19 protein-coding genes and 2 tRNA genes are annotated in these 25120 nt (G+C 44.1%); 2 read left to right on the top strand and 19 right to left on the bottom strand.

Features of this window, described 5'->3' with window-relative positions; genetic code table 11:
- Positions 1–162: 162 nt before the first annotated feature.
- The 3 genes from RBB12_RS11450 to RBB12_RS11440 are packed head-to-tail and all read right to left on the bottom strand — an operon-like array spanning position 163 to position 1437.
- Positions 163–402 carry a hypothetical protein gene (locus RBB12_RS11450; protein WP_306014342.1) on the bottom strand — a complete coding sequence of 80 codons (240 nt, stop codon included), beginning with the start codon at positions 400–402 and terminating at the stop codon, positions 163–165.
- Positions 403–424: 22 nt separating this feature from the next.
- Positions 425–676, bottom strand: coding sequence for a hypothetical protein (locus RBB12_RS11445; RefSeq protein ID WP_179385375.1), 252 nt, complete (start codon positions 674–676; stop codon positions 425–427).
- Entirely contained in the window at positions 676–1437 is a 762-nt protein-coding gene (locus RBB12_RS11440) for an SOS response-associated peptidase (protein ID WP_293287558.1), read from the bottom strand. Before RBB12_RS11440 ends, RBB12_RS11445 begins: the two co-directional genes overlap by 1 nt.
- A 546-nt stretch (positions 1438–1983) precedes the next feature.
- On the opposite strand from RBB12_RS11440, the gene RBB12_RS11435 reads away from it, so the two are divergent.
- Positions 1984–2919 (top strand): nitrilase family protein, encoded by a 936-nt coding sequence (locus tag RBB12_RS11435; RefSeq protein ID WP_293287561.1) that lies wholly within the window; start codon positions 1984–1986, stop codon positions 2917–2919.
- An 83-nt stretch (positions 2920–3002) separates the two neighbouring features.
- Here the strand turns inward: RBB12_RS11435 and RBB12_RS11430 are convergent, their stop codons facing one another.
- The 10 genes from RBB12_RS11430 to RBB12_RS11385 form a co-directional block, all read right to left on the bottom strand.
- The gene (locus RBB12_RS11430; RefSeq protein ID WP_293287563.1) at positions 3003–4439 is read right to left on the bottom strand and encodes an SLC13 family permease; all 1437 of its coding nucleotides are present in this window, start codon (positions 4437–4439) and stop codon (positions 3003–3005) included.
- Positions 4440–4517: 78 nt separating this feature from the next.
- Positions 4518–7160, bottom strand: a complete 2643-nt coding sequence (locus RBB12_RS11425; RefSeq protein ID WP_306014343.1) for a hypothetical protein — start codon at positions 7158–7160, stop codon at positions 4518–4520.
- Positions 7161–7178: 18 nt separating this feature from the next.
- The gene (locus RBB12_RS11420) at positions 7179–8024 is read right to left on the bottom strand and encodes an ROK family protein (RefSeq protein WP_293287568.1); all 846 of its coding nucleotides are present in this window, start codon (positions 8022–8024) and stop codon (positions 7179–7181) included.
- Entirely contained in the window at positions 8024–9280 is a 1257-nt protein-coding gene (locus RBB12_RS11415) for an MFS transporter (protein WP_293287570.1), read from the bottom strand. The genes RBB12_RS11420 and RBB12_RS11415 overlap by 1 nt, the downstream gene beginning before the upstream one ends.
- A 53-nt stretch (positions 9281–9333) precedes the next feature.
- Complete coding sequence (locus RBB12_RS11410; RefSeq protein WP_293287573.1) at positions 9334–10221, bottom strand: PIG-L deacetylase family protein; 888 nt, start codon at positions 10219–10221, stop codon at positions 9334–9336.
- A 202-nt stretch (positions 10222–10423) separates the two neighbouring features.
- Entirely contained in the window at positions 10424–11803 is a 1380-nt protein-coding gene (locus tag RBB12_RS11405) for a RagB/SusD family nutrient uptake outer membrane protein (RefSeq protein ID WP_293287576.1), read from the bottom strand.
- An 18-nt stretch (positions 11804–11821) separates the two neighbouring features.
- Positions 11822–15343 (bottom strand): TonB-dependent receptor, encoded by a 3522-nt coding sequence (locus RBB12_RS11400; protein ID WP_293287578.1) that lies wholly within the window; start codon positions 15341–15343, stop codon positions 11822–11824.
- Positions 15344–15405: 62 nt separating this feature from the next.
- Positions 15406–16584, bottom strand: a complete 1179-nt coding sequence (locus tag RBB12_RS11395; RefSeq protein ID WP_179385385.1) for a FecR family protein — start codon at positions 16582–16584, stop codon at positions 15406–15408.
- Positions 16585–16738: 154 nt separating this feature from the next.
- Positions 16739–17293, bottom strand: a complete 555-nt coding sequence (locus tag RBB12_RS11390; protein ID WP_166250123.1) for an RNA polymerase sigma factor — start codon at positions 17291–17293, stop codon at positions 16739–16741.
- 316 nt (positions 17294–17609) lie between these two features.
- Positions 17610–17831: a hypothetical protein gene (locus RBB12_RS11385; RefSeq protein WP_293287580.1), complete on the bottom strand. Its 222-nt coding sequence runs from the start codon at positions 17829–17831 to the stop codon at positions 17610–17612.
- 316 nt (positions 17832–18147) lie between these two features.
- On the opposite strand from RBB12_RS11385, the gene RBB12_RS11380 reads away from it, so the two are divergent.
- Positions 18148–18942 (top strand): alpha/beta hydrolase, encoded by a 795-nt coding sequence (locus tag RBB12_RS11380; RefSeq protein WP_293287582.1) that lies wholly within the window; start codon positions 18148–18150, stop codon positions 18940–18942.
- A 312-nt stretch (positions 18943–19254) separates the two neighbouring features.
- Here the strand turns inward: RBB12_RS11380 and RBB12_RS11375 are convergent, their stop codons facing one another.
- The 6 genes from RBB12_RS11375 to RBB12_RS11350 all read right to left on the bottom strand — a co-directional run bounded on the left by RBB12_RS11375 (position 19255) and on the right by RBB12_RS11350 (position 25028).
- Positions 19255–20517 (bottom strand): type II toxin-antitoxin system HipA family toxin, encoded by a 1263-nt coding sequence (locus RBB12_RS11375; RefSeq protein WP_293287584.1) that lies wholly within the window; start codon positions 20515–20517, stop codon positions 19255–19257.
- Complete coding sequence (locus RBB12_RS11370; RefSeq protein WP_293287586.1) at positions 20517–20837, bottom strand: helix-turn-helix domain-containing protein; 321 nt, start codon at positions 20835–20837, stop codon at positions 20517–20519. The genes RBB12_RS11375 and RBB12_RS11370 overlap by 1 nt, the downstream gene beginning before the upstream one ends.
- Positions 20838–21110: 273 nt before the next feature.
- Entirely contained in the window at positions 21111–22358 is a 1248-nt protein-coding gene (locus RBB12_RS11365) for a site-specific integrase (protein WP_293287589.1), read from the bottom strand.
- A 227-nt stretch (positions 22359–22585) separates the two neighbouring features.
- A tRNA-Pro gene (locus tag RBB12_RS11360) sits at positions 22586–22660 on the bottom strand.
- 136 nt (positions 22661–22796) lie between these two features.
- Positions 22797–22880, bottom strand: a tRNA-Ser gene (locus RBB12_RS11355).
- Positions 22881–22991: 111 nt separating this feature from the next.
- Positions 22992–25028: an HD family phosphohydrolase gene (locus RBB12_RS11350; protein ID WP_306014344.1), complete on the bottom strand. Its 2037-nt coding sequence runs from the start codon at positions 25026–25028 to the stop codon at positions 22992–22994.
- Positions 25029–25120: the final 92 nt, after the last annotated feature.

The following is a 25120-nucleotide window of genomic DNA, read 5'->3' as shown; positions in this document are numbered from 1 at the left end:
GCAGGAGACGGCCACAGCGGGGGCTTTATGCCGTCCCTTGTCCGATACCGGGATGCGACGTTTATCTTTTGTAGGTATTGGATAACAGGGAAAGCGGCTGCTCCAATGTGTTTTCGGAATGAACTGGGATGACAGCAATCGAAAGACGATACTCAGGTAAGGTCATCCTTGGATAAGGCGATCGAGAAATGCGATGTAGGCACTGACCTTTCCATGAAAGTCCTCAACCCCGTAGGTCCCGGAGCAAAGATGGGCCTTTTCCCGTATGGCATAGTCCACCAAAGTGGCCCCATCACTGAACAGGATGTAGTGCTGCAGCAAGAGTGCATTGAAATCATCAGAAGCTTGGATCCGATGGGCAAATGTATAGGGAAGGTCCATACCGCGCACTAGGTTCTTCATATACCGAACAGTTAATTCTTGATCATAGAAAACCCAAAATGTCCTGATAGACCGTATCGGTATATTTGTCCATTTTCTTACCATGCACGAACACACCCATGTTCAGTATGGAACCTTGTTGCGGGCAAAGTTCCAATTCGATAAAAAATCGGTCCATGGCATACAGTTGAAAACAACAATCGATGGATCTGAAAGAGGCCACATAGACCGCATCGTCCCAAAGGGTCTCCCATTGTTCCTCTTTGGACAGTGCCAAATAGTCGTATATCCGCATCAATAGGTCGTTTTAACATTGTCATAGGCCACGGGGACCATGGCCTCGGGTACATTGCCCACGGCATCCTTGCCCCGCAGTTTCCCGACGGTATGGGCCGCCAGTTCCGATTCGGGATAGGGTCGCAACAGTTCTTCCAATTGCTTTTGGTCCAGCTCGTCCCGATACGGTTTCAACCATTCATCTTCCAATCCATCGGGCAAGATCACCGGCATACGCGGTCCCTCCATCTTGGGATTGTTATGGATCTCAGCCATCATGGGATTGCCTTCGGTGGTCACAATGGAAAAAGTATTGAGGATTTCCCCGGTCTCGGGGTCGGTCCACTCGTTCCATAGACCCGCCAAGGCTATGGGCCGAAGATCTTTACGGGAGATGTAATAAGGAACGGTTGCTTTGCCATGATGGTGGTGTTCATAAAACCCATCGATATAAATGAGGCATCGCTTTTCCCTTGCGGACGTTTTAAAGGAATTCTTCTCAAAAATGGTCTCCCCACGTGCGTTTAGGGTATTGTTCCAGATTGCCTTTTTATCCTTGGCCCAAAAAGGTATCAATCCCCATTGGGACACCACAGGAGCATTGGGACTTTCATTGGTATAAATGAGCATCTTGGGATGTTGGAAACCCGTCACATGGAACAGGGGCAGGTCGGTCTCCCTGACCATTTTTTCCTGGATTTCACGGATGGCATGCTCATCCGCATCCCGCATGGCCCTTTTGAGCTGTGTTTCCAGCTGGGCATTGACATCGTAGCACATAATTGAGGTTGTCTAAAACTAATCTTTAATGTAGTGATTCCAATGTATACTACCAAGTGTTTAGCCCCATATTGGTAGAGCGGGGCTAATTACATTTCAAAATAAAGCTGTGCTAACGATCGATAATGACCGCCCCATTTGGGGGTGTTACCGCACGTATTGGAAAATAGCTTCATTGCATTACGCTACTTTTCAATAATGATTCCCACATGGTGCTCATTCAAAACCTGATTTCAATTACCACCTTCACCTTTTCCAAAATATCCAGGTAAACAAATGGATTGTCCACAATGATTCCAATTGGGACATCGCCTTTGAGAGGCATCCATCTTTATGAAGGTTAACCCACGCTTCGATCAATGCCCTATTTTAGTTCATCCTTTCAAATCAACCATTGAGCGTAAAAAAGGTATTCCATAGCACCACATTTGTGTCCATGTTCCAATGCCGTTCGGATAAATAACCTTATTTTACCTCCTCGAACAAAACCAGCTTTATTCAACAAAAAATATATAATGGGTTGGTATAAAGCGACCTTAATTCGACATGAACGTAGCAGTAGCACAATTTGAGCCCAAGGACGGCGATAAGGCCTATAATCTTTCCATCATCCGCAAACTTGCCAAGAAGGCCCGTGCCAAAGGTGCAGATGTAATCAGTTTTCATGAAATGTGCGTGACCGGATACACCTTCACCAAGGATCTGGACCGAAAGGATTTGACCAGTTTGGCAGAAGAAATCCCAAGCGGCGAAAGTACGAAGGATCTCATATCCATCTCAGCTGAACTGGGCATCCCCATCCTTGCCGGTCTGGTGGAAAAGGCAGAAGGAAAGTTGTACAATACCTACATCTGCGTTACGGCCGAAGGGGTGGTGGCCAAATACCGTAAAATCCATCCGTTCATCAATGCACATTTGTCCGCTGGCAACCAATATTGTGTATTCGACCTACTGGGTTGGAAATGTGGCATCCTGATTTGTTACGATAACAATGTCATTGAAAATGTACGCGCTACAAGTCTTTTGGGAGCAGAGATCATATTTGCTCCACATGTCACCGGCTGCACGCCATCCTCCATGCCTCATCGGGGCTATGTAGACCAAAAATACTGGGACAATCGCTTTAATGATCCCGTTTCGCTACGTTTGGAGTTTGATGGCCCTAAAGGAAGACGCTGGTTGATGCGGTGGCTACCTGCCAGGGCCTATGACAATGGTGTTTATTACGCCTTCTCGAATCCAATTGGCTATGACGGTGAGCATCTTAAAAATGGGAACTCTATGATTTTGGACCCTTATGGCGAGGTCTTGTCCGAGATACGATCTTTTGATGACGAAATTACCCTATCAAAAATTACAAAGGACAAAATACAGCTATCCGGTGGTTGGCGCTATAAAAATGCCCGAAGACCAGAGCTCTATAAGGATATATTGGGAGCAGACCATAGCGCCGACACAAGTCCGATTTGGATGAAGCAGTAATGGACCGGTCCATGAAACGAAATTACAATGCCCGGTTCATGTAGTCAGGTCTTTACACTATGCCAAGACTTCCCCAGTCGATATCAAAACGGCCCCATCAATAAGGGCATCACCCAATAAATGAAAAGCGAAATAAGAACTATGGATAGTAAGTTCATAAAAAGTCCGGCACGTACCATATCGGGAATACGCAAATAGCCCGAACCAAAAACAACAGCGTTGGGAGGTGTTGCCACCGGCAACATAAACGCACACGACGCTGCCGTGGTACAGGCCACCAACAACATCAGCGGGTCTATTTTCAAGGTAAGGGCCAATGGCGCCAAAACAGGAAGCAACATGGCTGTGGTGGCCAGATTGGATGTGACCTCTGTCAAAAAATTGACAGATGCGATGATCAGCAGCAAAAGCAAAAGCAAAGGCAGGCCGCTGAAGAATGTCATCTGTGCGCCCAGAAAAGAGGCAAGACCGGTATCTTGAAATCCTTTGGCGATGGCCATGCCCCCACCGAACAGTAAAATGATGCCCCATGGTATGCGAACCGCTTCCTGCCAATTGATCAACGGACGTCCTGTTTGGTTTGCCGGTACCAGAAATAATAGCACCGCCGAGGTTATGGCAATGATCGTATCGTCCATATGGGGAATGAACCTTTCAAGCAAAACCGACCTGAAAATCCAGCACAGCGCAGTGAGCACAAAAACCAAGAGTACTCTTTTTTCTTCCTTTTGCAGAGGGCCCAGTTCGTTCAACAATCGCTCGATCTCCCTTTTTCCCCCAGGAAAAACAGCATTTCTTAAAGGAAAGGCTACACGGGTCAAATAAAGCCATCCCAAAACCAATAGCATGGAGGATAAGGGCAGACCGAACTTCATCCAATCCCAAAACCCTACATCCCAGCCATAGGCCTTTTGGACAAATCCCGCGAATACCAGATTTGGTGGCGTTCCTATCAAAGTGGCAATACCACCGATGGAAGCGGCATAAGCGATGGCCAGCATCAACAACTTACTGAACACGGTGTTTTCATCCACTGGAGTATTTGGATTGTCCTTTAATTGCTTGACAATGGAAATGGCCATCGGCAATACCATTACCGTGGTCGCGGTATTGGATATCCACATGGACAAAAAAGCGGTTGCTACCATAAAGCCCAGTACAATACGGTACATATTGGTGCCAATGACCCTTATGATATGCAACGCTATTCTTTTGTGGAGGTTCCATTTTTCGATGGCCATGGCCAATATAAAACCTCCCATGTACAGGAACACATACTTATGGCCATAGCTTGCGGTGGTATCCCCCAATGGAAGGGTATCCATGAGTGGAAACAGAACGATGGGCAACAAAGCGGTAACCGCGATCGGGATAACCTCAAACACCCACCAAACAGCGATCCAAAGGGTAGCCGCCAGCACGTCACGTCCCTCATGGGAAAGGCCTTGGGGCTCAAAACAGCACCTTACCAATACGAAGAGCAACGGTCCCAATACCAAGCCCAGTCTTTTATAGCTCATATCCAGTCATTCCAATTTGGCATAAAAAAGGGACGGCTCCCGAAGGTTTGGCCATCCCTTTTCCGAAGATTACACGTTTTACTTGATATTGGCCTCATCCATCCAATAGAGCAGGTATGGAATATTGTAGCCATGTGTCCAACCAAATACCCGGAGTCCTTGATTGGTCTGCCAATTCGTGAAGCGCCCCTTGCTCATGGGCAGATTGGATATTCCCAAAAGGTCCTTGCTATATTCTTCAGATGTTTTATAGTCATCCGGTGATTTTGGCAACTCACCTACCTTGAGCATTTCTGCCCTTGCCAAGGCTTCGTCCAGATAGCTCTTTTCGCCACTAAACTCATATCCTAACAACAATGGAGATATGGTTGCTAAATAAGATTCCATCTCGTGGTTCAACGGTGGCACATCGCGAACCCATCTTGCGTGCCTCAACAAGGCTTTGCGCACTTCTTCATCCCCGGTGATCTGTTGATACTTATAAAGTCCCTGTGCCACATAGGGCTGGGAATAACCATATCTATCCAACACCAGGTTTCCTCCTTGACGCTCTTGGAATTCAAGCATCAATCGTACCCTATCGTCCAGTTCATCCTTATATTTCTGTAATTTGGTGGCATCGTATAACTCCACCATATTAAGTACGGACAAATACAATCTTCTACCCCGTAGATCATGCTCGCCCCATATACGGTTGATATAGGTATCACCGGTCATTTTAGCTACTTCCAAAGCCCTATGGTCGCCTGTTAGATAGTAGTCCGCAATCCAACCCTGGATCCAAACGTGCGCGCTCAATAAGGAATACCAATGTTCTGCGGCATGTCTCCTTCCAATTCCCAGGTAGGGTGTGGATTCCGGCTCGTCCTTGAAATCCCAAAAGTCTATGGCATCGTTGATCTGACCATAATACGTTCGTTTTTTGGGCCAGTGTACATTGTCCACATCCATGGTATGTCTGCTCATGGCCTGGGCCATCTCAAAATATTGTGGATCTCCCGTACGCATAAAATTGGTCCAGAGCATAAAATCAACGGTGGGCTCATTGTTGGTCCACTGTACCCAATGTCCGTTATAATAATAGGCCTTTCCATCACCATAGTTGAACATGCCATACCAGGGTTGGTTCTTTTGGTTGTAGGCCCACCATTGATATCGATATTGAAGTGCATTTTCGAACTCGGTATGCTCGGAAGAGGCCGGTGCCATGTTACCGTACACTTTGGAATTGGTGTACCATTCCGGTGCAGCATGCGCAACAGGACTTTCCACAACATAATCCATAGTTTCGGCAACATCGCTCTTGTTATCGTGGAAATAATAAATGAATTCGGTCGTTTTGGTTATCCCTTGGGCAAAATTGGACAACATGCCGCCGTCCATTGCAGTGTGGTGCCTTTCAAAACTCATCGGTCCGTTCTCCTCTGGCCAAATGCTTCCCAAAAGTATATGGTTGACCGGGTCTAATTTTATCCCTTTGGGATATTCTTTCATAAAGTTTCGGATTCCTACGCCGATCCCCCTTTTTCCATCGGTCACGTTCAACCAACCTTTGGCCCTTTGTGACGTGGCCACATCGTCTTCTCCAAGGGTAACGGTTGCTTGGAATTCCTTGTCATTGTTGATGTTCCCATCACTGTTTTCGTCCAATTGGTTGAGATAGACATCCCTCAAGGTCGGTGGACTTTTTTTAGCCGGTCCCTTTTGCAGTAATTGAACGGAGGAATCATCAAGACTAACTTCTTGCAAGGCGGTTGGTGCTTTATCCTTCTTCCATGAACCCTGTTGCAATGGCATGGAAACCAATGAATTATCGTCAAGATGGTATTTAAGTTGGAGGCCAATCCCAGCTATTTGATCGTTGGGCTGCATCCAACCCGGATCGTCCGCTGTGTTCTCCGAAATGATTTTTTTATTTTGGGTCGCAATATTAGCATGCTCCCCTTCCTGAATTTTGTGTTTATCGGGAATCCCCGTATAGGTCATGGTATGCAATACTTTGATGTAGCTTTTTCCTGCGTAGGTATGCAACCAAATGGTAAAAGGGGAAATGTTGTTATCTTCCCTACTATAGGTATATGTCCCCTCTATTCTAAAAATGGAATGCATGGGGCCTGATCCTTTCTCCCGGAATACTTCATGGATAAATGCTTTGGATGTATCAACTCCGGCATCATCGAGCAAATCGAAGAAGGATCCCCTATGACTTCCAGGGGAAGATGCGATCAGCTCTTTTTCCGAATACTTACCATCGTTGTCGGAATCCAAAAATACCTTGTCCAAAAACCCGTCACCCTTTTTATCGATAGTGAAGGATATCTCCCCGGTATTTACTTCGATCCCACCACCTGGCCGCATATTGTTGGCCGATATGATTTTTTCCTTAGGCCCCATTGGGACCACTCCTTTGCCATACTCCAATACATAATCCGTTGTTTCTTCGGAGAAGAAAAATACCCATACCCATTTAATGCTATCATCGATAGGGTCCCAGGTACTTACCTCTGTGGTCTGGCAAGGGATTTCCATACCATCGGATGTCAGTAAACGAATATGGTCCACTGAATTTAATGCTCCTTTCGGAAAAGGTATCCCTAAGGTAATGGGCGCCCCTTTTATATTGTTTTCAACGGTAATGGCTAGCTGGTTTCCTGTCGCCTTTGGTTGGGTACAGGATTGAAGTAACAAGCTTACCAGAATTACTGATAGTAATATTCTCATGTTCAGTAAGGTTAATTTTTAAAGACAAAGTGCGGCAGCCCCCAAGATGGGCGTGTCCACTAAATCCGAGATTTCTATTTTAAAATTTTCTAATTGCTTTTGGTATGCGAATGTTTTGAGTGCCTCATCCATTGCAGATGTAAAAAATGGATGTGCCCTACTAATGGAGCCTCCTAAAATGATGGCTTCGGGGGCAAACAAATACAGTATGTTCTTTATCGCCTCCCCTAAATGCACACCATATTCCACAAAGGCAGCGAGAGCTTGCGCATCATTTTTCAATGCTCTCCCGTAAAGCGTTTTTGCTGATGTACCATAGACCTTTTCAAAAAAGAAACTGCCCGTATATTCTTCCAGAATACCATCTTTGTAGGATAGCATTCCAACTTCTCCGGCACCGCATAAAACTCCGCTATATAATTTATTCTCTATTATGATTCCCATACCAAGCCCTGTTCCCAAGGAAAGGGCAACACAGTTTGCATAATTCCTTGCTTTTCCGAAATGCTTTTCCCCCAAAGCGAAACAGTTGGCGTCGTTGTTCAAAAAAGCGGGTACGTTGAACCGATCCTCCAAGAGTTGTTTTAAGGGCACCGTTTTCCAAGACGGAATGTTCTGCACATCAAAAACAACTCCGGAATCTTTGTCTACCACTGCTGGCACCCCAACACCGATGGCGGTCACGGACTCCGTCATTACTTCTTCAATGGTATCGTATAATTTGGATAGGGAGTTTTCCAGTGGATCCGTTTTCACCACCATGGAATATCCGGTCTGTTCCACTTTCGTGCCCATAACCCTTCCCGATTTAATTTTGGTACCTCCTATATCGACCCCGACAACAGTCCTGTTTTCCTTTTCCACTAATCCTTTTTTAAACGTATCGTCTTATTGTTCACCAAAGGTTTGGCCCAGAATCCTATGGTCAGGATAAAGGCCAAGGGAACCAGTAAAAAGAACATTCCTGATTTCAAAGACATCAATTCGCCCAAACCCCCTACTATAAATGGGATTACGGCACCGCCTGCAATGCCCGTACAAAGTATACCGGATAAAGAACCATGATGTTCCTTGACCGAGTTGAGTGCCAGAGAAAATATGATGGAATACATAACGGATATAAAGAACCCCACTGCAGGAAAACCGATCAACGCCAGTTGTGCCGTTCCGGTAAGGGCCAAAATCAAACACAGCATGGTAATGGCCGTTGTAAGAATGAGCAGTTTTCTGCTATCCATAAACCTGAGAAGCAAAAGGCCCAGTAAACAACCTACGGTCAACATGGCCCAGAAATAGGAAACGGTATCGGCTCCTATGGTCTGTGGGTCAAGGCCATGGTATTGGTTCAGGAATTGGGAAATCCAGTTTCCGACTCCTTGTTCCGTTCCCACATAGCAAAAGATGCCCAGAAAATACAATAGCGTCCATTTGTTCTTCAACAGGTCCCAATAGGAGCCCTTATCCCCTGCCCTTTCTTCCTCGGTCTTTTCAAATCTGGGATACTTCGTCAAAAAGACATAAACAAACAACAGGAATGAAATGGCCGCAAATACGATGTACAAGGAAACCCAAGGAAACTCTTTTGGCACCCATCCCCGTAGCATTCCCGCTAGGGTATCATCGGTATTGTCCTTGCTTACCAGATACTTGTACAGATAGGGACTAAGGAAGGAAGCGGCACCGAAGACCAATTGCGCCAACACCGAGTTGAACGCAAAGTGCTCCTCGCCACCGGCGACCCGTAGCATTGGATTGATGATGACCTGTAAAACAGCCATACAACAGCCCAACACAAATAACGTAACGCTAAAGACCGCATATTGGGGAAAAATGGCAAACCCCAGGGAAGCAAGGCCCATGACCAAAAATGAAATGGAAAGCAATGATCGCTCACCATATCTTTCGGATAAAAAGCCCGCCGGTATGGACATGATGCCATAGGCTATAAAGAAAGTGAACGGTAATAGGCCTGTTAAGGTCAGGCTTAGATCAAAACTATCCTTGACATCCACTATGATGGAGTTGAGAATATTGGTGATAAATGAGATCACAAAGAAAACGATCATCACCAATGCGATAATATGGACGTATCTTTTGGTCTTGGGCTTGCTAATATCCATGGGTGGTGGGTTGGTTATTTATTTTTGGATGCTACCTGGGGTGTTCTTTACCATTATTTGGTTCCCAACATGGGAAACAACATTTTTATTTCTTCATCCGACGGCTGTTTTCCATACTCGCAGATTTCAAAGAACTCCACTTGTTTCACTTGGGAAACATCGACACCTGGGTACCATTTTTTTACGGCCTCCAAAGTACTGGCATCAGGTGCCCTGTTCATCCAAGCCTCCTTTAACCAAGCCAATCTTGCCTTTTCCTCTGTGGGTATGGTAGAGACGTCTACTCCCCTTGTCCATGGCAACCATTCGAACATTTGTGAATCGTGGGCAGCCAATCCTTTGACTTTGGTATCGATGACATCATCAACAATGACCGCAATATCCTTTTGGAAGGGATAGGGCTTTTTAAAGTGATCGCTCATATACAAAAACACCGGGTTCTTTTTAAGGGGAGGGGTATCGGGTGCGACATTGGGTACAATGTTCATGTACGCTGCATCCTGTACTACCGAACCGGCATTTCTATGATCTGGGTGGTAATCGTTTGGCCGTAGTCCCAAAACGATATCGGCATCCCAGTCCCTAATCCTGCGAATTACCTCCAATCTCACATTAAGGGTCGGGAACAATTCGCCATCGTGATTGTCCAATACCTCATACTCGGATATCCCCAACGCTTTTGCAGCGTCCTTGGCCTCTTGCCTGCGTTTTTTGGCCAAAACTCCACCTCCCATCGCATAATGACCTGCATCACCATTGGTCAAGGACAAAAACTTCACATTATGGCCCATTTTTGCAAACAAGGCCGCCGTGCCCCCAAATTTGGAGTCGCAATCATCCGGATGTGCTCCAATGGCTAAAATGTTCAATACTTTTTTTTGTTGGGCCTGAATGGTTGAAAATGCAAGGCATAGACAAATGGCCAGTACTAATTTTTTCATGTTGTTTTGGATAAATGGTTCATTAAAATTTTTCAGTTCAAGGTCTGGTCGTCCCGCAAGGGACAACTATCACGGTGACATGTTTTAAAGCGATTAATTCGGTGATTCACCTAAAGCAATAAGTAGGAAATTCACGGTTTGGGATCAATCAAACTAACCTAATGAATGAAAACATGCACTTGTTTTTAATGTCTTTGCTTATTTAGTTCTGTACAAAGTTTGGATTGATGTCAATTTCCCTTTGCGGGATAAAGAAGTACTCACGGGTATCCGTTATGAAGTCCTCTGCCTCTAGGACCTTATTTACGGCACCAAAGCGTTTGAGGTCGGGCCATCGGTGATTCTCAAAAGCGAGCTCTACCCTTCTTTCCTGTAGCAACTTGTCTTGAAAAGTCCCTGGTGTCGAAGCATCGATATCCGGAAGCCCTGCTCTGTTCCTTACCTCGTTGATTAGGTCGTAACTCTCCGAGCTTTCCCCCAAGGCTTCTGCCAGCATGAGGAGCACATCAGCATATCGAAAGACCACAAAATTGATATCGGAGTCGTTTTCAATGGCCAAATCGGATTGGTATTTTCGGACATGCCTGGCTTCGACCACCTCTCCTTCCGCGTTGATATAGGTGGCACCCATGGATACCTCATATCTCAAGTCCCCGTCCTCATAGGCCTCTTGCATGGAAATGGTAGGACGGTTACGTCCAAACCCAGCTCCGGTCTGCAAATCGGTACTTGGTGAAAAATCATTGGTGAAAACGCTTCCTTGGCTAATTCCACCACTGATATATTGCACTTCAAATATCGACTCGGCATTATTTTCATTGGCAACGCCCCATAAATCGGCATAATTGGGCAACAGTTCGTAGCCATAGTTCCCAATAATGCGTCTTAAGACGGTTTCCGCTTCCGAATTGTTGCCCAAGGTCAGCAGTACTTTGGCCAGTAAGGTTGCGGCAGCGCCTTTGGTCGCTTTTCCCACCTCGTTCCCTGAGTAGGAAACGGGAAGGTTTGCCTCCGCCTCGGTCAAATCTGTCACCAATTGTTGCAATATGGTGGTCTCATCGACCTGCACCAATTCATCACCGCTAACAAAAGGGGTCAGTTGCAGCGGAATATTTCCAAAACCGATGGCCATGTGATAATAGACCAACGATCGAATGAACAAGGCTTCCCCTGTAATCCTATTTTTGAGTTCCGCATCCAATTCGATGGGAGGTATACGATCTAAAATGACATTGCAGTTGGCAATTACCCGATATGACTCGCTCCAAGCTGCGGTAATCTGTTCATTGAGCGCATCCTCCGTAAAGGAATTGATTTCAGTATACTGCCTCGCCAAACCAGTGGCATCCGGGCCTTGGTCGGTATTGTCGCTGCGCATCTCGAACATCGTCCAATAACCCCGTCCGTAGATACCCGTACTCTGTAGACCTGCATAGCTGGCATTAATGGCCACCTCAAAGTCTTCCGGGGCATTGTAAAAGTCTGCCTCATTTCTGTTGGAAATTGGGGCAAGATCAGTAAATTCTTCACTACACCCGGTCAATAAAGCCGTACATAGCATTATATATAAAATTCGTTTCATCTTTCTGAGGTTTTTAGGTTAGAACTTAAGGTTTACGCCCATGGTAAAGGATTTGGTCAATGGAAATGCCCCATAGTCCTCCCCAGGTGTCAAACTGTTCGTTGTAATACTGCTCACCTCTGGGTTATAGCCAAGATAATCGGTTATGGTAAAGAGGTTGGTGGCGGTAACATAGAACCTAAGTCTCTGGATCTTACTTCCAAAAAAATTATCCGTTGGCAGCGTATAACCCAGGGTCACGTTACGCAAACGTACGTAAGACCCATCCTCAACTTGAAAAGAAGAGGGCCTGTTATTGTTCCCATGGTTCCCGGACAATCTATCCGCCCTGGGAATGGACCCGTTCCCCGGGTCGGAAGGGGATCTCCATCGTTCGTTGAAAACTGCGTAGGAATTGAAATTGGCCTCTCCGTTCTTCATGTGCCGGGAGGTCAGGTTCAATATTTCATTGCCCTCCGTTCCTTGAATCAAAAAGCTAAAATCAATATTTTTGAAAGTCAGTCGATTGTTGATACCCCAAATAAAATCAGGGAAATAACTACCGGTAACGGTCCTGTCGTCCGGGGTGATCTGTCCATCCCCGTTGATATCCTTGAACCTAAAGTCACCCGGTGCTGGATCGGGAGCTTGGGTATCGACCGGTGCATTGGCGATTTCCTCTTGCGACTGATAGATACCATCTACCACATATCCATAATAACTGCCGATAGGATCCCCTACCTGGGTGACGTGCCTTACGCCTGCACTTCCAGAAGAAAATATGGGCTCATTGTCTACATTCAATGACAGCACTTCATTTTTATTGGTTGCAAAATTGACATCCGTATTCCAAGTGAAGTCGCCAACAAAATTCTTGGTGCTCAGGGCGATTTCAAAACCCGAGTTTTTTACTTCTCCCAGATTTCTCAAGTTGGTCTCAAATCCAGATACGGAAGAAATGGCCACATTCAACAATAAATCCTTTGTGCGCGTATCATAATAGTCCGCCAAAACGAAGACCCTGTTATTGAACAAGCCCAATTCGATACCTGCATTGATTTGCTCGGATTTTTCCCAAGTTAAGTTAGGATTGGGTATCGTACTTTGAACCAGTCCATTGATCTGGTTGCCCCCGAGATTATAGTTTTGAGGCGCAAGAAGCCCTACGGCACCGTAGTTGGGAATCTCAAAGTTTCCGGTCTGGCCCCAGCTTAGGCGGAGCTTTAACTCAGATATGGATTCTGAATCCTTTAAAAATGTCTCCTCGTTCAATCGCCAACCTACAGAAAAGGATGGGAAGTAGCCGGTCTGATTATTTTTACCAAATCGTGAGGACTTATCTGAACGAATCGTTCCAGTGAACAAGTATTTGTCCTTGTAACTGTAATTCACCCTAAAAAGGGCAGACAATAAAGACCATTGTTCCTGGATAGAGGTTCCGCCAAATACCTGACCTCCACTTATGGTCGGGACCAAATCATCCGGGTAATTATTGGCAAGTACCTGTTTTAAGGTCAGGTTATCCTTTTGCGCGGTATAACCGAGTACCGCATCCACGTAGTGATCGCCGTACTCCTTTTTAAAATTCAATGTATTTTCCCAGAGCCAATTGGTCTCTGTGGAAGAGGACGCTTGACCGTAAGGGTTACCATCCGCTGAATTTCGGAACAATAGGGAGCTTGCCCTATAAAAATCTTGGTTGAAGAGATTGATATAAACACCTCCAAAGGTTTTAAAACTCAATTCCGGCAGGATGTCATAGGTCAATCCAAGGGTTCCCCTAGTCTGGAATTGGAATATTTGGTCATCCACAGCCTCTATGATAGCCAAAGGGTTACTGGCCGTTGTGGTACCTCCGCCCAAATAGGACTGATTGTTTAATTGATTGATCGTACCATCAGGATTGTAAGGACTTACGGTTGGAGAGTGTACGATGCCCGAATAAACGATTCCAGGAGGGGTTGCAAAATAAGGTGCAGATGCCGGTACCCTTTGATTTTCGGTCACTGTTGGGGCCAAACGCACATCCAAGTTCAATTTTTCTGTCAATTGGGAATTGAGATTAAGCAAAACTGTATAACGCTCAAACTTGGCCTTGTCAATAATTCCTGTTTGTGAAAAATATCCTGAGGACAGATAAAAACTGGTCTTATTCCGTATCGGTGAGGCGTAAGAGAAGTTATAACTCTGTACAATTCCCGTTTTAAAGAGCAGATCTTGCCAATCTGTATCCGTACCATCCCAGTTGATAAAGGATTCGGGCATTTCGTAATTGGTGTTACCTCTGTCTCCAGGACCAATGGGGTCATCTATGGACGCTCCGTCCACCGACTGAAGATAGGCGTTGTTTCTAGCATCCCTTGTAAAGTCGATCAACTCCGGTGCGTTCATCAGATCAAGCTTATTGGCCACAGATTGGAGGCTTAAGAATGAATCAAAGGAAAACACCCCTTCATCTCCATTAGAACCTTTTTTGGTGGTAATCAATAATACCCCATTGCCACCCCTAGAGCCATAGATAGCAGCGGCACTGGCATCCTTCAAGACCTGAATGGACTCAATATCGTTAGGGTTTAGCGTAGCCAGTGGATTAATCGTTGGTGGCTGAAAGGCCGATCGCCTGTTTGACACCCCACCCAATTGGCTGGAGGAGGTAAGGTTCCGTGAAATAGGAATCCCGTCCACAACAAACAGTGGGTCGTTTCCCGCTGAAATGGAACCTGAGCCCCTTACCCTGATATTGGGAGCGGCACCGGGCTCTCCTGATACCTCTTGTACTTGAACACCGGTTACCTGACCGATAAGTGCGGCTTCTGGAGTGAGGGCAGGAACCTCGGTAATCGTCTCGGAGCTTACCGAAACAACTGATCCCGTAACTTTCTTTTTTGCCAAAGTACCGTAACCGACAACGACCACCTCATCCAATGAGGCAGCGTCTTCTTCCATAGTAACGGTTACTGTAGTAAGACCGGCAACATTCACCTCTTTAGGCCTAAATCCTATGTAGGAGACCTGGATCACGGTTACCCCTGAGGGCAAGTCAATTTCAAAATTACCATCAAAATCGGTAGTAACACCTACAGTGGTTCCCTTTGCAATAATACTGGCGCCTGCCAAAGGAATCCCGGACTCATCCAACACCAGACCGGTCAAGGTGGTTTGTGGGTTATCCTGTTCAACCTTTCGTTGTGGGACCAAGTTGGGCAAGGATTCAGTCCTTTTCTTAATGACTATCTGCCTTGCAATGATCTTAAAAGTAAGGTCTGTACCCTTAAAAACCTCCTCAAAAAAGTCGGCTACACAGCGATTTTTACCAAGAACGGTAACTTTTCGGTCCAGGTCCACCTCCGAAGCCTCATAAAAAAACTTGTACCCTGTTGTTTGGGTGACGGTCTCAAAAACTTCGCTCAGTTTGGTATCGAAAAAGCTTTTGTCCACCTTGTCGTACTGTGCACAGGAAGCTGCATTGACCTGACCAAAAAAGAGGATCAGAAATAGGCCGTACAGCATGTTTTTGCCCAATTTTGGGCATGATGCACCTTTAGTTATGGTTTTTTTCATAATTGAATTAGTGTAGTTAGTTAGTAATTGTTTTTTGGTTATTGGTTTTTACTTCATAGGCACTATTGTTTATGAGGTTCATTTATTATTATCATTTCATTTTTTAGGTAATAACTAAATTGGGTATGCGCCTGTATGGTTCTAAGGACGCGATCAATATTTTCTTCATCGAACATACCCGTAAAACGTCTTTCTTCAAGCTGTTCAAATCTATTGTCTATCTGGATGCCGTAATGCCGTTCCAACCTTTTGATGATTTTGCCCATGGGCTCGTTCTCAAAAACAAGGATTCCCTTGGTCCATGAGATGTAGGGGGAAACATCGACATCTTCGATAAGAAATTCGTTGCCTTCCCTTGGATTACTGGAGGCCTTTTGGGAAGGTTTGAGCATTTGCTCTCCTTCCAGCGACTCCCTGAAAAGTGTTCCTACCCCAACTGAACCTTCAACCAAGACCACCTCATTGATTTCATCTTCTGGGTAGGCCGAAACATTGAAAACTGTACCATAGACCTGGGTATACATTTTGGAGGTCCGTACAATAAATGGTTTATTCGGGTTCTTGGCCACCTCGAAATAGGCTTCTCCTGTTACAAGCACCTCTCTCCGGTCAGCACCTTCAAAACTTGATGGGTATGTCATGGTCGAGCCCGCATTGAGCATTACAACGGAACCATCGTCCAGTGTTACCGATAGACGCTCACCTATGGGTACACTTAAAGTGTTTTTGCGTGTAGACCCACTGGTTTTTCCGTTGTCCCTTTGTGTCAACACCCCGTTGATCACTGAGACCTCCGTAGTTCCATTTTTGCTTTTAACGGTATTGTTTGATGATGGTTTCAAGACCAGTACCTCTCCATTGTCCAGTTCCAAGGTAATCTGGTCGGGACCTACATTCAGAGGAACCTTTTCAAATAGTTGCTGATTTAGAAGAAAGTATAATGAGGACCCCAAGAAAATAACCGCAATTGCAGCATATTTCCAGAGGTAAGGACGGCTGTAAAGTCCTTTCACCTTTCCATTTTCCTTGCTCTTAATGGTATGCAGGAACTGCTCAAAGGCCACCTCGGTATCCCATGGTCTATCCTCGTAATTGACCAGATAGTCGGCTTGTACCAACTTTTTAAAGACTTCTTTGTTGTTTCCTTTCTTTACCCATTCATATAAAATGGCCAATTCTTCCTGGGAAGCCTCTTGGTTGATATACCTAGTAATGATTCTTCTAATATCAAGTTTGGTCATTTGATGTATTTTGTCACTTTATCAAGAGACGTAACTTTTTCAAAAAACCCTTATAGAAATCTAAAATTTTAACATTTTAAATGGAGAAAGTACATATATAACCCACTTATTGTGGAAATCCAACTACGATAAAGCAATAATGGAATGGTGAAAATTAAAGTAAACTGGTGAGCTGGGCCCTAAGCCGCTTCATGGCTTTGGCCATATGTACTTCCACGGTCTTTATGGAAATTTGAAGTTGTTCGGAGATTTCTCGGTACTTAAGCCCCTCTCGCTTACTTAGGATGAACACTTTCTTGCACTGTTCAGGGAGGTTGTCGATTTCCTTTTCAACTTTCCTGAGCCTTTCTTCGAAAAGGGAGGTATCCACATCGGTGAGGTCGAGATAAGCCTCCTGTTTTAATTTCTCGAGCAGCTTAAATTCCTTTTTTCTCTTTCGTTGTACATCGATGAAAAGGTTATAGGCCACTTTAAATAGGTATCGCTTAAGTTTGTTATCCTCGACCTGTAACTTCTCGCGATTGTCCCATATCTTGATAAAGGTTTGTTGGGCAATATCTTCGGCAACCTTGGGGTTTCCGGTAATTGCCGACAGATAATTACAGAGTTCTTTATGGTATAGTGTAAATAGATGCTCATAGGCAGCCGTAGAGCCTCTTTTTAAGTGCTCCAATAGATAGGATTCTTTGGTAAAGCTATGTCGATCCATTTTTTCGCCTTTCTTTTAAGCGCTCCTGTTCTGGTAAGGTTTCGGTGGAATCGAATTCTTACTGTTTGCACAGAACGCTTTGTTTCATAACCTAAGACATTTACATCGATATTCTCGATCAGCTTAAATCATAAACGAAAAATGTGCCTTATGAAGAAGAGACAATCCCTTTGTATGGAAAGATTTATCCAATCTAAAGGAATGGGCATTTCACAATAGCATGTGTAAAAACCAATAATATTATTTCCAAAAAACGTTAACAAATTATAAAAAAATCTTTAAACCTGATTATTTTTTTGACTTTAATGTAAAAAAGCTATGGTCTCTTTGCCGATTCAGTAGTGGGCACCTGCGTCGAACAAGCAACTTCCATTGAGCGGCTCACATCCAGTATCGGTCGTTTGCCCGCTTCGGCCCTATACCCGTTTAAGAAATTGACAAAACTACCTTGGAATTCGGCCTGAATAGATTGTAAAAGATATTTGGAACCGGTACCGACCATCATCAACAGCTCCCACGAACTTAGGTGCGCGCTCATGCACATTTCACCCCTGTAGATTGATTTACGACATTCTAAAAGGAATCGTGAACCAAGTGTTCCCTGCATATTTTGCCCATGGTACCAGTACGTTTTTTCAACAAAGGATCTACTAGTTCATGTCCATTATTTATCGCTTTTTGTTATCTTACATCAATGATATTGTGGACCGTCAAATATTAACAGGGTATATTGGTCCCTATACCCTAATCAATTAAGGATATCCATAGTTATGAGAACATGCGCAATGCTACTTTTTTGGCTGGCCATCCATACTGCACTATTAGGTCAAAGTAAGATCTTGGAAAGCCAAGTTATGAATAGCGATCTTTTAAAAACAGAGGTCAAGTATTCCATTTATTTGCCGGATGGTTATGACTATTCCGAACGCCATTACCCTGTAGTTTATCTTTTAAACGGTTATACCGGTGATGAAACAAGTTGGATTGAATCGGGGGGAATGCAACAAATAGTCGATCGCGAGATTGAGCAAGGAAATATCCAGAAAATGGTGATTGTTATGCCAGATGGGGATGACAGGCTCTATATGAACAGAACGGATGGCACCTATCCATATGAGGATATGTTCATGAAGGAATTGCTCCCTTATATCCAAAACAATTACCGTGTTCGTAAAACAAAGCGATATACAGGTATCAGTGGCCTTTCCATGGGCGGGGCCGGTGCCTTACGACTGGCATTCAAATATGACCAACATTTTGGAGCCTGTGCCGCCTATAGCTCTGCCATATTCACCGAAGAATCCGTTACTTCTTCGGACCAAGAATCCATGGATGGATATATCTCAAAAGCGATGCCCGATATGGTGGGCACAAAGGGCGAAAAACGATTAAATAAAAGCTACAGGGAATATGATGTGCTTCAATGGGTAAAAAACAAGGACCCAGAACTATTGAAAAAAGTAAAAATATATTTTGATTGTGGGGATGACGATTTTCTTACGCTCGGAAATGCCCAGTTGCACAAGGAACTAGTGCTTAGGCAGATACCTCACGAGTACAGGGTCCGTGATGGTGCACATACTTGGCCGTTTTGGCGTGAGTCCTTACCAGTGGGCCTAAAGTTTATAAGTGATTCTTTTTGGAAATGATATAAGTCTCCTGAACACGCTTTTAGCAGAAACCTTCCAATCAAGCAAATGCCTTTTGGAATGATAAATTAACTTTTACGGTCGATGAACTAGTTTATTTCAGCATCATCTACAAACACAGGAGTTCTCCCAGAACTTAAATTAATGGAAAACAAACATTTCGAATTCCCTAGTTATAGCCGGAGTTAATTTTGGGAGGAGGTCATTCTCCCGGATTCACCAGTTTTAAATTGTCCGGTTTAACGGGAGAAGGCCGGTCATATATAATGTCAATGTTTGCGACATTTGTTTTAGGGAAAACTAATTTTAAAGTCAAAATCTAAAAGCATTTCCCATCAATTCCATTTCAGTTCTTGGTATGCCTAGACTTACCGCGAGTTGCTCCCATCGTGAAACATTTTTTTTAATGGATTCAAGGATATTCTTGGCCTCCTTTTCCTTTAGACGGAAATACGGAGCCACCTCCATCACCAAATCAAAATCCAGTGCATTATCATTTTCGGAAATATTCAGTTTTAAACCACCGCCATTGGGAGTAGGATTTATATCGTATGCGGGAGAAAGCACCCAACCAGAATTGGACAATAAAAAACCATGGTTCCGTAGATGGTCATCCGTATTGGAAATACAAACATTAAATGCAATACGTCTCCATAACTTCTTCATATCATTGTCCACATCAGCTCCCTGTTGCATCAAAAATTCAACAAGCTCCAAATAACTGACCCCATCTTGATAATCTGCCCCATCAGTATACCCCAACAGTGTCATCGCGGAAGCAAAATGAATCCGGGTTCCATCCTTTTTACGATCAAATCGCTGTGTCAAAAATGTATGTTGATGGTACGAAAATCGTTGAACTTTGGATGGTGCCATGGCTATACCGGATTGAATGGCCAACCGATAGGCCAACATCTCCCAAGCGCCCATGTCCTGCCTATCATTCTGGCTTGGAAACTTCGCAATCCACAAGCTACCATCGGTATCACGGATATTGGCCTTGGGCCTTGCACCGCCCAAGGAAGAACCTGGTGCCATTAACATGTTCAGCCATTTTAGATATTCCGGATGGTCTGGGGCATCATCTTTTTCCAATTGCAAACTGGCATATTCAAGGTCTCTCAAATTCGTGAACGGGGGAGCCGCCTTTGTTTGGTCATCATCCAAAAACGATCCATCCGGTGTTGTTTTAAATCGTAGTCCTCCCATTCGGTTACCATCATACACCCCTAGAAGATAATCGGATTCCAACAAGGTCTTAGGAGGCCTTGATTCGATTCTTGCTCTTGCCGCCTCTTTACGTAACATCAGCACCCTGCCCCAACGATCAGGGGATGAATCCAAGAAAATGCCAAAATTGGACTTTTCGTCATTCAAGTATTGCTGTCCCTCAAACAATTGTAGATCCGGATCGATGATCTGTGCAAAATTGGACCGGAGCCAAGCCTTATCGTATTCAAAGGAAAATATTTCTTTTTCCCTTGAAGGTGTAGCATACAAAAGGCCCATTGGGACAGGTCCCTTTATCCCATCCCAATCAGCATAGACCCATATTTCCCTTCGTTCCCGTGCCATTATATATTTGATTTTTTCGGACCTCGCTCTTTAATGGTCAGTTCAGCATCTTGTATTTTCCTTCCCAAAACATCATCTTCGGCCAAATGCAATACGTCCTTTTCCAAGCCCAAAACCAACAAAACCTTAAGGAGAACACCTATGGAAATCGCAGGGTTTCCTTGTTCCAGGGTAGAAAGGGTCGGTCTGGAAATACCGGCACGCTCAGCAACCTGTTTCATCGTAAGCTTCCTGCGCAAACGGGCCAGTTTGATATGCTCTCCAACCGTTTCCAAAAGCTTCCTGTTCTTAGGCAACAATACAAGACTATTTCTAGACATAACGTAAAATATTATTTACTATTATATGTAAATATACAAAAAGTATTTTACGTTATTAAAAGTATATATTTAAAAATGAATTACATTGAATTGGTGTCAACCCATTTATGGTAAACATGTACTTCTAATGTCAACTTAACTATCCGGTGGAAACTTTTCAATAATAGGATTACTTTTCACTCGTTAAAGTTGAACCCAGATTATAAAAAAACTTTATCTAAATTCGATATTGCGTTCGCATAAATAAGTTTGCCCTTTATCGAAGTGCAAACCTTATCCCCCAGCACTTCTATCGACCTCTTTACTTTTAAAACGAATCAAAAGATTATCGATATCCTCACTTATCTTGGACTCCACTACCCTGGCGTAAATTTGTGTAGTGGATAGTTTAGTATGTCCTAGGAGTTTAGAAACCGTTTCAATGGGAACATTATTGCTCAGCATCACCGTAGTGGCAAAGGTATGTCGGGCCACATGAAAGGTGAGATATTTATCGATTTTGCACGCCCTGGCTATTTCCTTCAGGTAGGCGTTTGTCTTCTGGTTGGAACAAATGGGAAGAAGTCCCTTCCCCGGGGAATCTTCTTCATCCCAGTATTTTTCCAAAATGGCCCAGGCTTGGGGAATCAAGGGAACCTTGACCATAACATCCGTTTTTTCGCGTTTGGTACTGATCCACCGGTTACCATCAAAGCCCTTGATAATGTTTGCCTTGACCAGGTCCTTAACATCCACATAGGACAGACCCGTGTAACAGGAGAAGACAAAACAATCCCGAATCCGCTCCAAACGTTGGTTTGTAAGCACAGTTCCTTCCAATCGGTGAAGTTCCTCTTCATCCAAAAACTGCCTATCGAACTTTAAATACCTAAATTGGATCTGGTCAAAAGGGTTCTTCTCCATCCACTCCATTTTTATCGCCAGGTTGAGCATTTTCTTGAATCGTTCCAAATGCTTCATCACCCCGTTGTTGCCCAGTGAGAGCTTATTGTTGGCATCCCGGTATCCCCGCAGAAAATGTTCAAATTGCGTTACAAAGGCATAATTCAGTTGTTTGAGAAAAACATCGTTCACATTCAATTCTTCCGATAAAAACCGATGAATGTACCTTTCCGTTGTATAATAGTTCTTCATGGTCCCTGGTTTCAAGATAACGGACATCTTCTCATTATGGTAACCGACCAGATCCTTTAATGTCTTGTTCGTATCATCCTCACCAAGATAGCGTGATTTGATGGCATCGGCGGAAACCACCCTATGCTCTTCCAAGAGTTCCCTATGGCACACCAATAATGCACCATATACAGTGTCCAGATAGGCGTTCAACTCCCTGATGTGAGCTGAACTTCCCCTGACCTTGTTTCTGTTGGTGTCCCAATTTTTGGTGGACACGGTGCGTTTTAGACTGATTTCCGATCGTTTTTTATCCACCGTTATGCGTACATAAAGGGATAATTGATCGGCACTGCGTTTTGATTTTCTGGTATAGAAACTTACCGCGAAAGTGTTTTTTGCTTTCATTTTGCATGACTTTGGTTAAACAATTCCTGTTGAATCGAAAGTCAAATCAGTTACAAAAGCCCTTTAAAGATAGTACAATTTAAGCAAATGGTTGTACACCGAATTACGCACCTGATTACACACCTATTGGTTGATTTTAAATGATATCAGATGAATGCACTAAAAACAAAAAGCACTGAAAATCAAATGATTAACAGTGCTTTATTTTCACCTATTTAATTAGGTTGTCGGGGTGGCAGGATTCGAACCTGCGACCTCCTGCTCCCAAAGCAGGCGCGATAACCGGGCTACGCTACACCCCGAAAACAGTTTCAAAAACTGTAACTTTCAATACAAAACTCCTCATATCAAATGGCATACTCGTTGAGTAGACCGCTCGGGCGGAGCCTGTGCCGAGCTAAGTCGAGGTGCTACACCCCGAATTGTATTTGGAAAAAGCGGAGAGACTGGGACTCGAACCCAGGCAGCACTTACGCGCTGACAGATTAGCAATCTGCTCCGTTACCACTCCGGCACCTCTCCTTTATTTCTTATGAACGTGCATTCTGAAAATGCGGATGCAAATGTACCTTTTCAGTTACAAGATCGCAACTATTTTTCCATTTTTTTGATGGAACTTTTCCAACCGCCCTGCTATTCAGGATATTCCACCCGCAAATGATAGATATTCGTAAGCTTTTGCTTCAGAACTTTCTTTACCATCTCAATTTCCTTTAAAGTGATATTCGCATTCAAGTACTGATCGGCTTGCATCTGTCCTTTTACGATTTTCTCGACAAACTCATCAATAATGGCAAAGGTGGGGTTTTTAAGGCTCTTTGATGCTGCCTCAACGGCATCGGACATCATCAAAATAGCCGTTTCCTTGGAAAATGGAATAGGTCCGGGATATTGAAAACTCTCCATATCCACCTCTTTTTCCAATTCCTGCTGTTTCTTATAAAAATAATAGACCACCGTGGTCCCATGGTGGGTACGGATAAAATCGATTATACGGTCTGGTAAATTGTTTTTTCTCGCGATTTCTATTCCATTGATCACGTGGTCTATAATGATTTTTGCACTTTCCTTGGGGGGCAAATCATCATGTGGGTTCACATTGGTGATCTGGTTTTCCGTAAAGTAGGTAGGCTGCTCCATCTTACCAATATCGTGATACAATGCCCCTACCCTAACCAACATCGCATTAGCACCAATTTCGTTCGCCGCTGCCTCGGCCAAATTGGCCACCTGCAGGGAATGATGGAATGTTCCCGGTGCTTTGTCAGACAGCTCCTTGAGCAGCTTGGAATTGGTATCGGACAGTTCCAAGAGCGATACATCCGAAACCAGCCCAAAGAGTTTTTCGAACATATAAATCAAGGGTTGTGCAAAAAGGGTCAACAAACCGTTCAGCACAAAGACCCCGAACAATATCCATTCTATGTTCTCCAAATTACCCTCGTGGATAGCGTGGAATGCAAAATATCCGATAATATAAATTAGGGTAATCTGACCTACCGAAATGAACAGATTCGCCCTTTTGTAGAGCTCAGAAACGGTCAAAATGGTTACAATTCCCGCAATAATCTGCAAAAAGATGTATTCAAAACTGTTGGGCACCACAAAGCCAAGGATCAACACAGTCAATACATGAACGAACAGTCCCAATCTAGCATCAAAAAAGTTCTTGAGCACCAATGGCAAAATACAGAGCGGGACCATGTACACATAGTTCTCATAATGCTTCACCATCAAGGTAGTAGCGACCACCATCAACAGTATGTTGAAGAAAATAAAGGTTACCTTGTTGTTGTTCTGAAAGATTTCGTTCCTATATCTTTTCAGAAAAAGAAATAGCATGATCAACACCAAGGCCACCAAAATCGTGTAACCCAGTAGAATGAAATAGAAATTACTGCCCATCCAGAGCTCAGATTCGTATTCACTCTTGAGCGAGTTCAATATTTTAAAGTCCTCCGATTCCACGATTTCTCCCTTGGCAATGATCAATTGCCCCTGATTCACCTCCCCCCGGGTATAGGAAACTTTGGAAAGTTCATCATTTAGTGCGCTATCGGTCAATACTTCGTCATAAAACAGGTTGGCCCTTACCGTATTCTTTATGATTGTCTGCAAAGATGTGGCGCCGGAAATTCCCGAGTCGTTCAAGCGCTGGGAAATGTCCTTTTTGGCCTGATCCACATTGAGGTAATCACTGGGTGAAATGGGCTGTGCCTCATTGTTCTTCACCACCACGGCAAGCTCGGATTCGGGTAAATTTTGAAATATGCCGTTATCGTAGATTTCATTGATGATTTCCTCGGCTAAATTTCTGAGTGCTTGGCGCTGTGACGAACTGTAGGGTTCCGATTGAAAAAGCAGGTTCAATTCTTGGGCCACTTCCGTTTGCACATCGGAAACCGTAGCCGTATTGTAGGTAAAGTAATCCGTTTTGTTTTTTCGGATGGCGGACTTCTCGGCTTCTATTTCTTCGGGAGTCTTCTGAATGGAAAAGTCGATAGGGGCGTACAGATTTTCATATTGCCATGGCTTTCCTCTTTGAAACTCGTATTTGAACTTTCCGCCCTTTGGGAAAAAGAACACAATCAAGGCTACCGAAACCACATACAGGAAATATTTATAGACCAGTGATTGGTGCTTGTATACGTTATCCAGTGTTTTTCCCATTCCTTATGCTGTTAACCTCAAAAATAGAAAATATATATCACAAGTCGGTTGGCTTGCCTTCTTATGGTTTGCATTTAAATTTAGTATTTTCG

The sequence above is a fragment of the Allomuricauda sp. MMSF_3307 genome, from assembly GCF_030733585.1.
Taxonomy (GTDB): Bacteria; Bacteroidota; Bacteroidia; order Flavobacteriales; family Flavobacteriaceae; genus Flagellimonas.
The sequence above is the reverse complement of the archived record's forward strand: the minus strand, read 5'-3'. Positions and strand labels throughout refer to the sequence as shown.

Excerpts from the sequence above, each read along its gene's own strand:
- RBB12_RS11450 (WP_306014342.1), bottom strand. The coding sequence starts at position 402 with ATGAAGAACCTAGTGCGCGGTATGGACCTTCCCTATACATTTGCCCAT.
- RBB12_RS11445 (WP_179385375.1), bottom strand. The coding sequence starts at position 676 with ATGCGGATATACGACTATTTGGCACTGTCCAAAGAGGAACAATGGGAG.
- RBB12_RS11440 (WP_293287558.1), bottom strand. The coding sequence starts at position 1,437 with ATGTGCTACGATGTCAATGCCCAGCTGGAAACACAGCTCAAAAGGGCC.
- RBB12_RS11435 (WP_293287561.1), top strand. The coding sequence starts at position 1,984 with ATGAACGTAGCAGTAGCACAATTTGAGCCCAAGGACGGCGATAAGGCC.
- RBB12_RS11430 (WP_293287563.1), bottom strand. The coding sequence starts at position 4,439 with ATGAGCTATAAAAGACTGGGCTTGGTATTGGGACCGTTGCTCTTCGTA.
- RBB12_RS11425 (WP_306014343.1), bottom strand. The coding sequence starts at position 7,160 with ATGAGAATATTACTATCAGTAATTCTGGTAAGCTTGTTACTTCAATCC.
- RBB12_RS11415 (WP_293287570.1), bottom strand. The coding sequence starts at position 9,280 with ATGGATATTAGCAAGCCCAAGACCAAAAGATACGTCCATATTATCGCA.
- RBB12_RS11410 (WP_293287573.1), bottom strand. The coding sequence starts at position 10,221 with ATGAAAAAATTAGTACTGGCCATTTGTCTATGCCTTGCATTTTCAACC.
- RBB12_RS11405 (WP_293287576.1), bottom strand. The coding sequence starts at position 11,803 with ATGAAACGAATTTTATATATAATGCTATGTACGGCTTTATTGACCGGG.
- RBB12_RS11400 (WP_293287578.1), bottom strand. The coding sequence starts at position 15,343 with ATGAAAAAAACCATAACTAAAGGTGCATCATGCCCAAAATTGGGCAAA.
- RBB12_RS11395 (WP_179385385.1), bottom strand. The coding sequence starts at position 16,584 with ATGACCAAACTTGATATTAGAAGAATCATTACTAGGTATATCAACCAA.
- RBB12_RS11390 (WP_166250123.1), bottom strand. The coding sequence starts at position 17,293 with ATGGATCGACATAGCTTTACCAAAGAATCCTATCTATTGGAGCACTTA.
- RBB12_RS11385 (WP_293287580.1), bottom strand. The coding sequence starts at position 17,831 with ATGAGCGCGCACCTAAGTTCGTGGGAGCTGTTGATGATGGTCGGTACC.
- RBB12_RS11380 (WP_293287582.1), top strand. The coding sequence starts at position 18,148 with ATGAATAGCGATCTTTTAAAAACAGAGGTCAAGTATTCCATTTATTTG.
- RBB12_RS11375 (WP_293287584.1), bottom strand. The coding sequence starts at position 20,517 with ATGGCACGGGAACGAAGGGAAATATGGGTCTATGCTGATTGGGATGGG.
- RBB12_RS11370 (WP_293287586.1), bottom strand. The coding sequence starts at position 20,837 with ATGTCTAGAAATAGTCTTGTATTGTTGCCTAAGAACAGGAAGCTTTTG.
- RBB12_RS11365 (WP_293287589.1), bottom strand. The coding sequence starts at position 22,358 with ATGAAAGCAAAAAACACTTTCGCGGTAAGTTTCTATACCAGAAAATCA.
- RBB12_RS11350 (WP_306014344.1), bottom strand. The coding sequence starts at position 25,028 with ATGGGAAAAACACTGGATAACGTATACAAGCACCAATCACTGGTCTAT.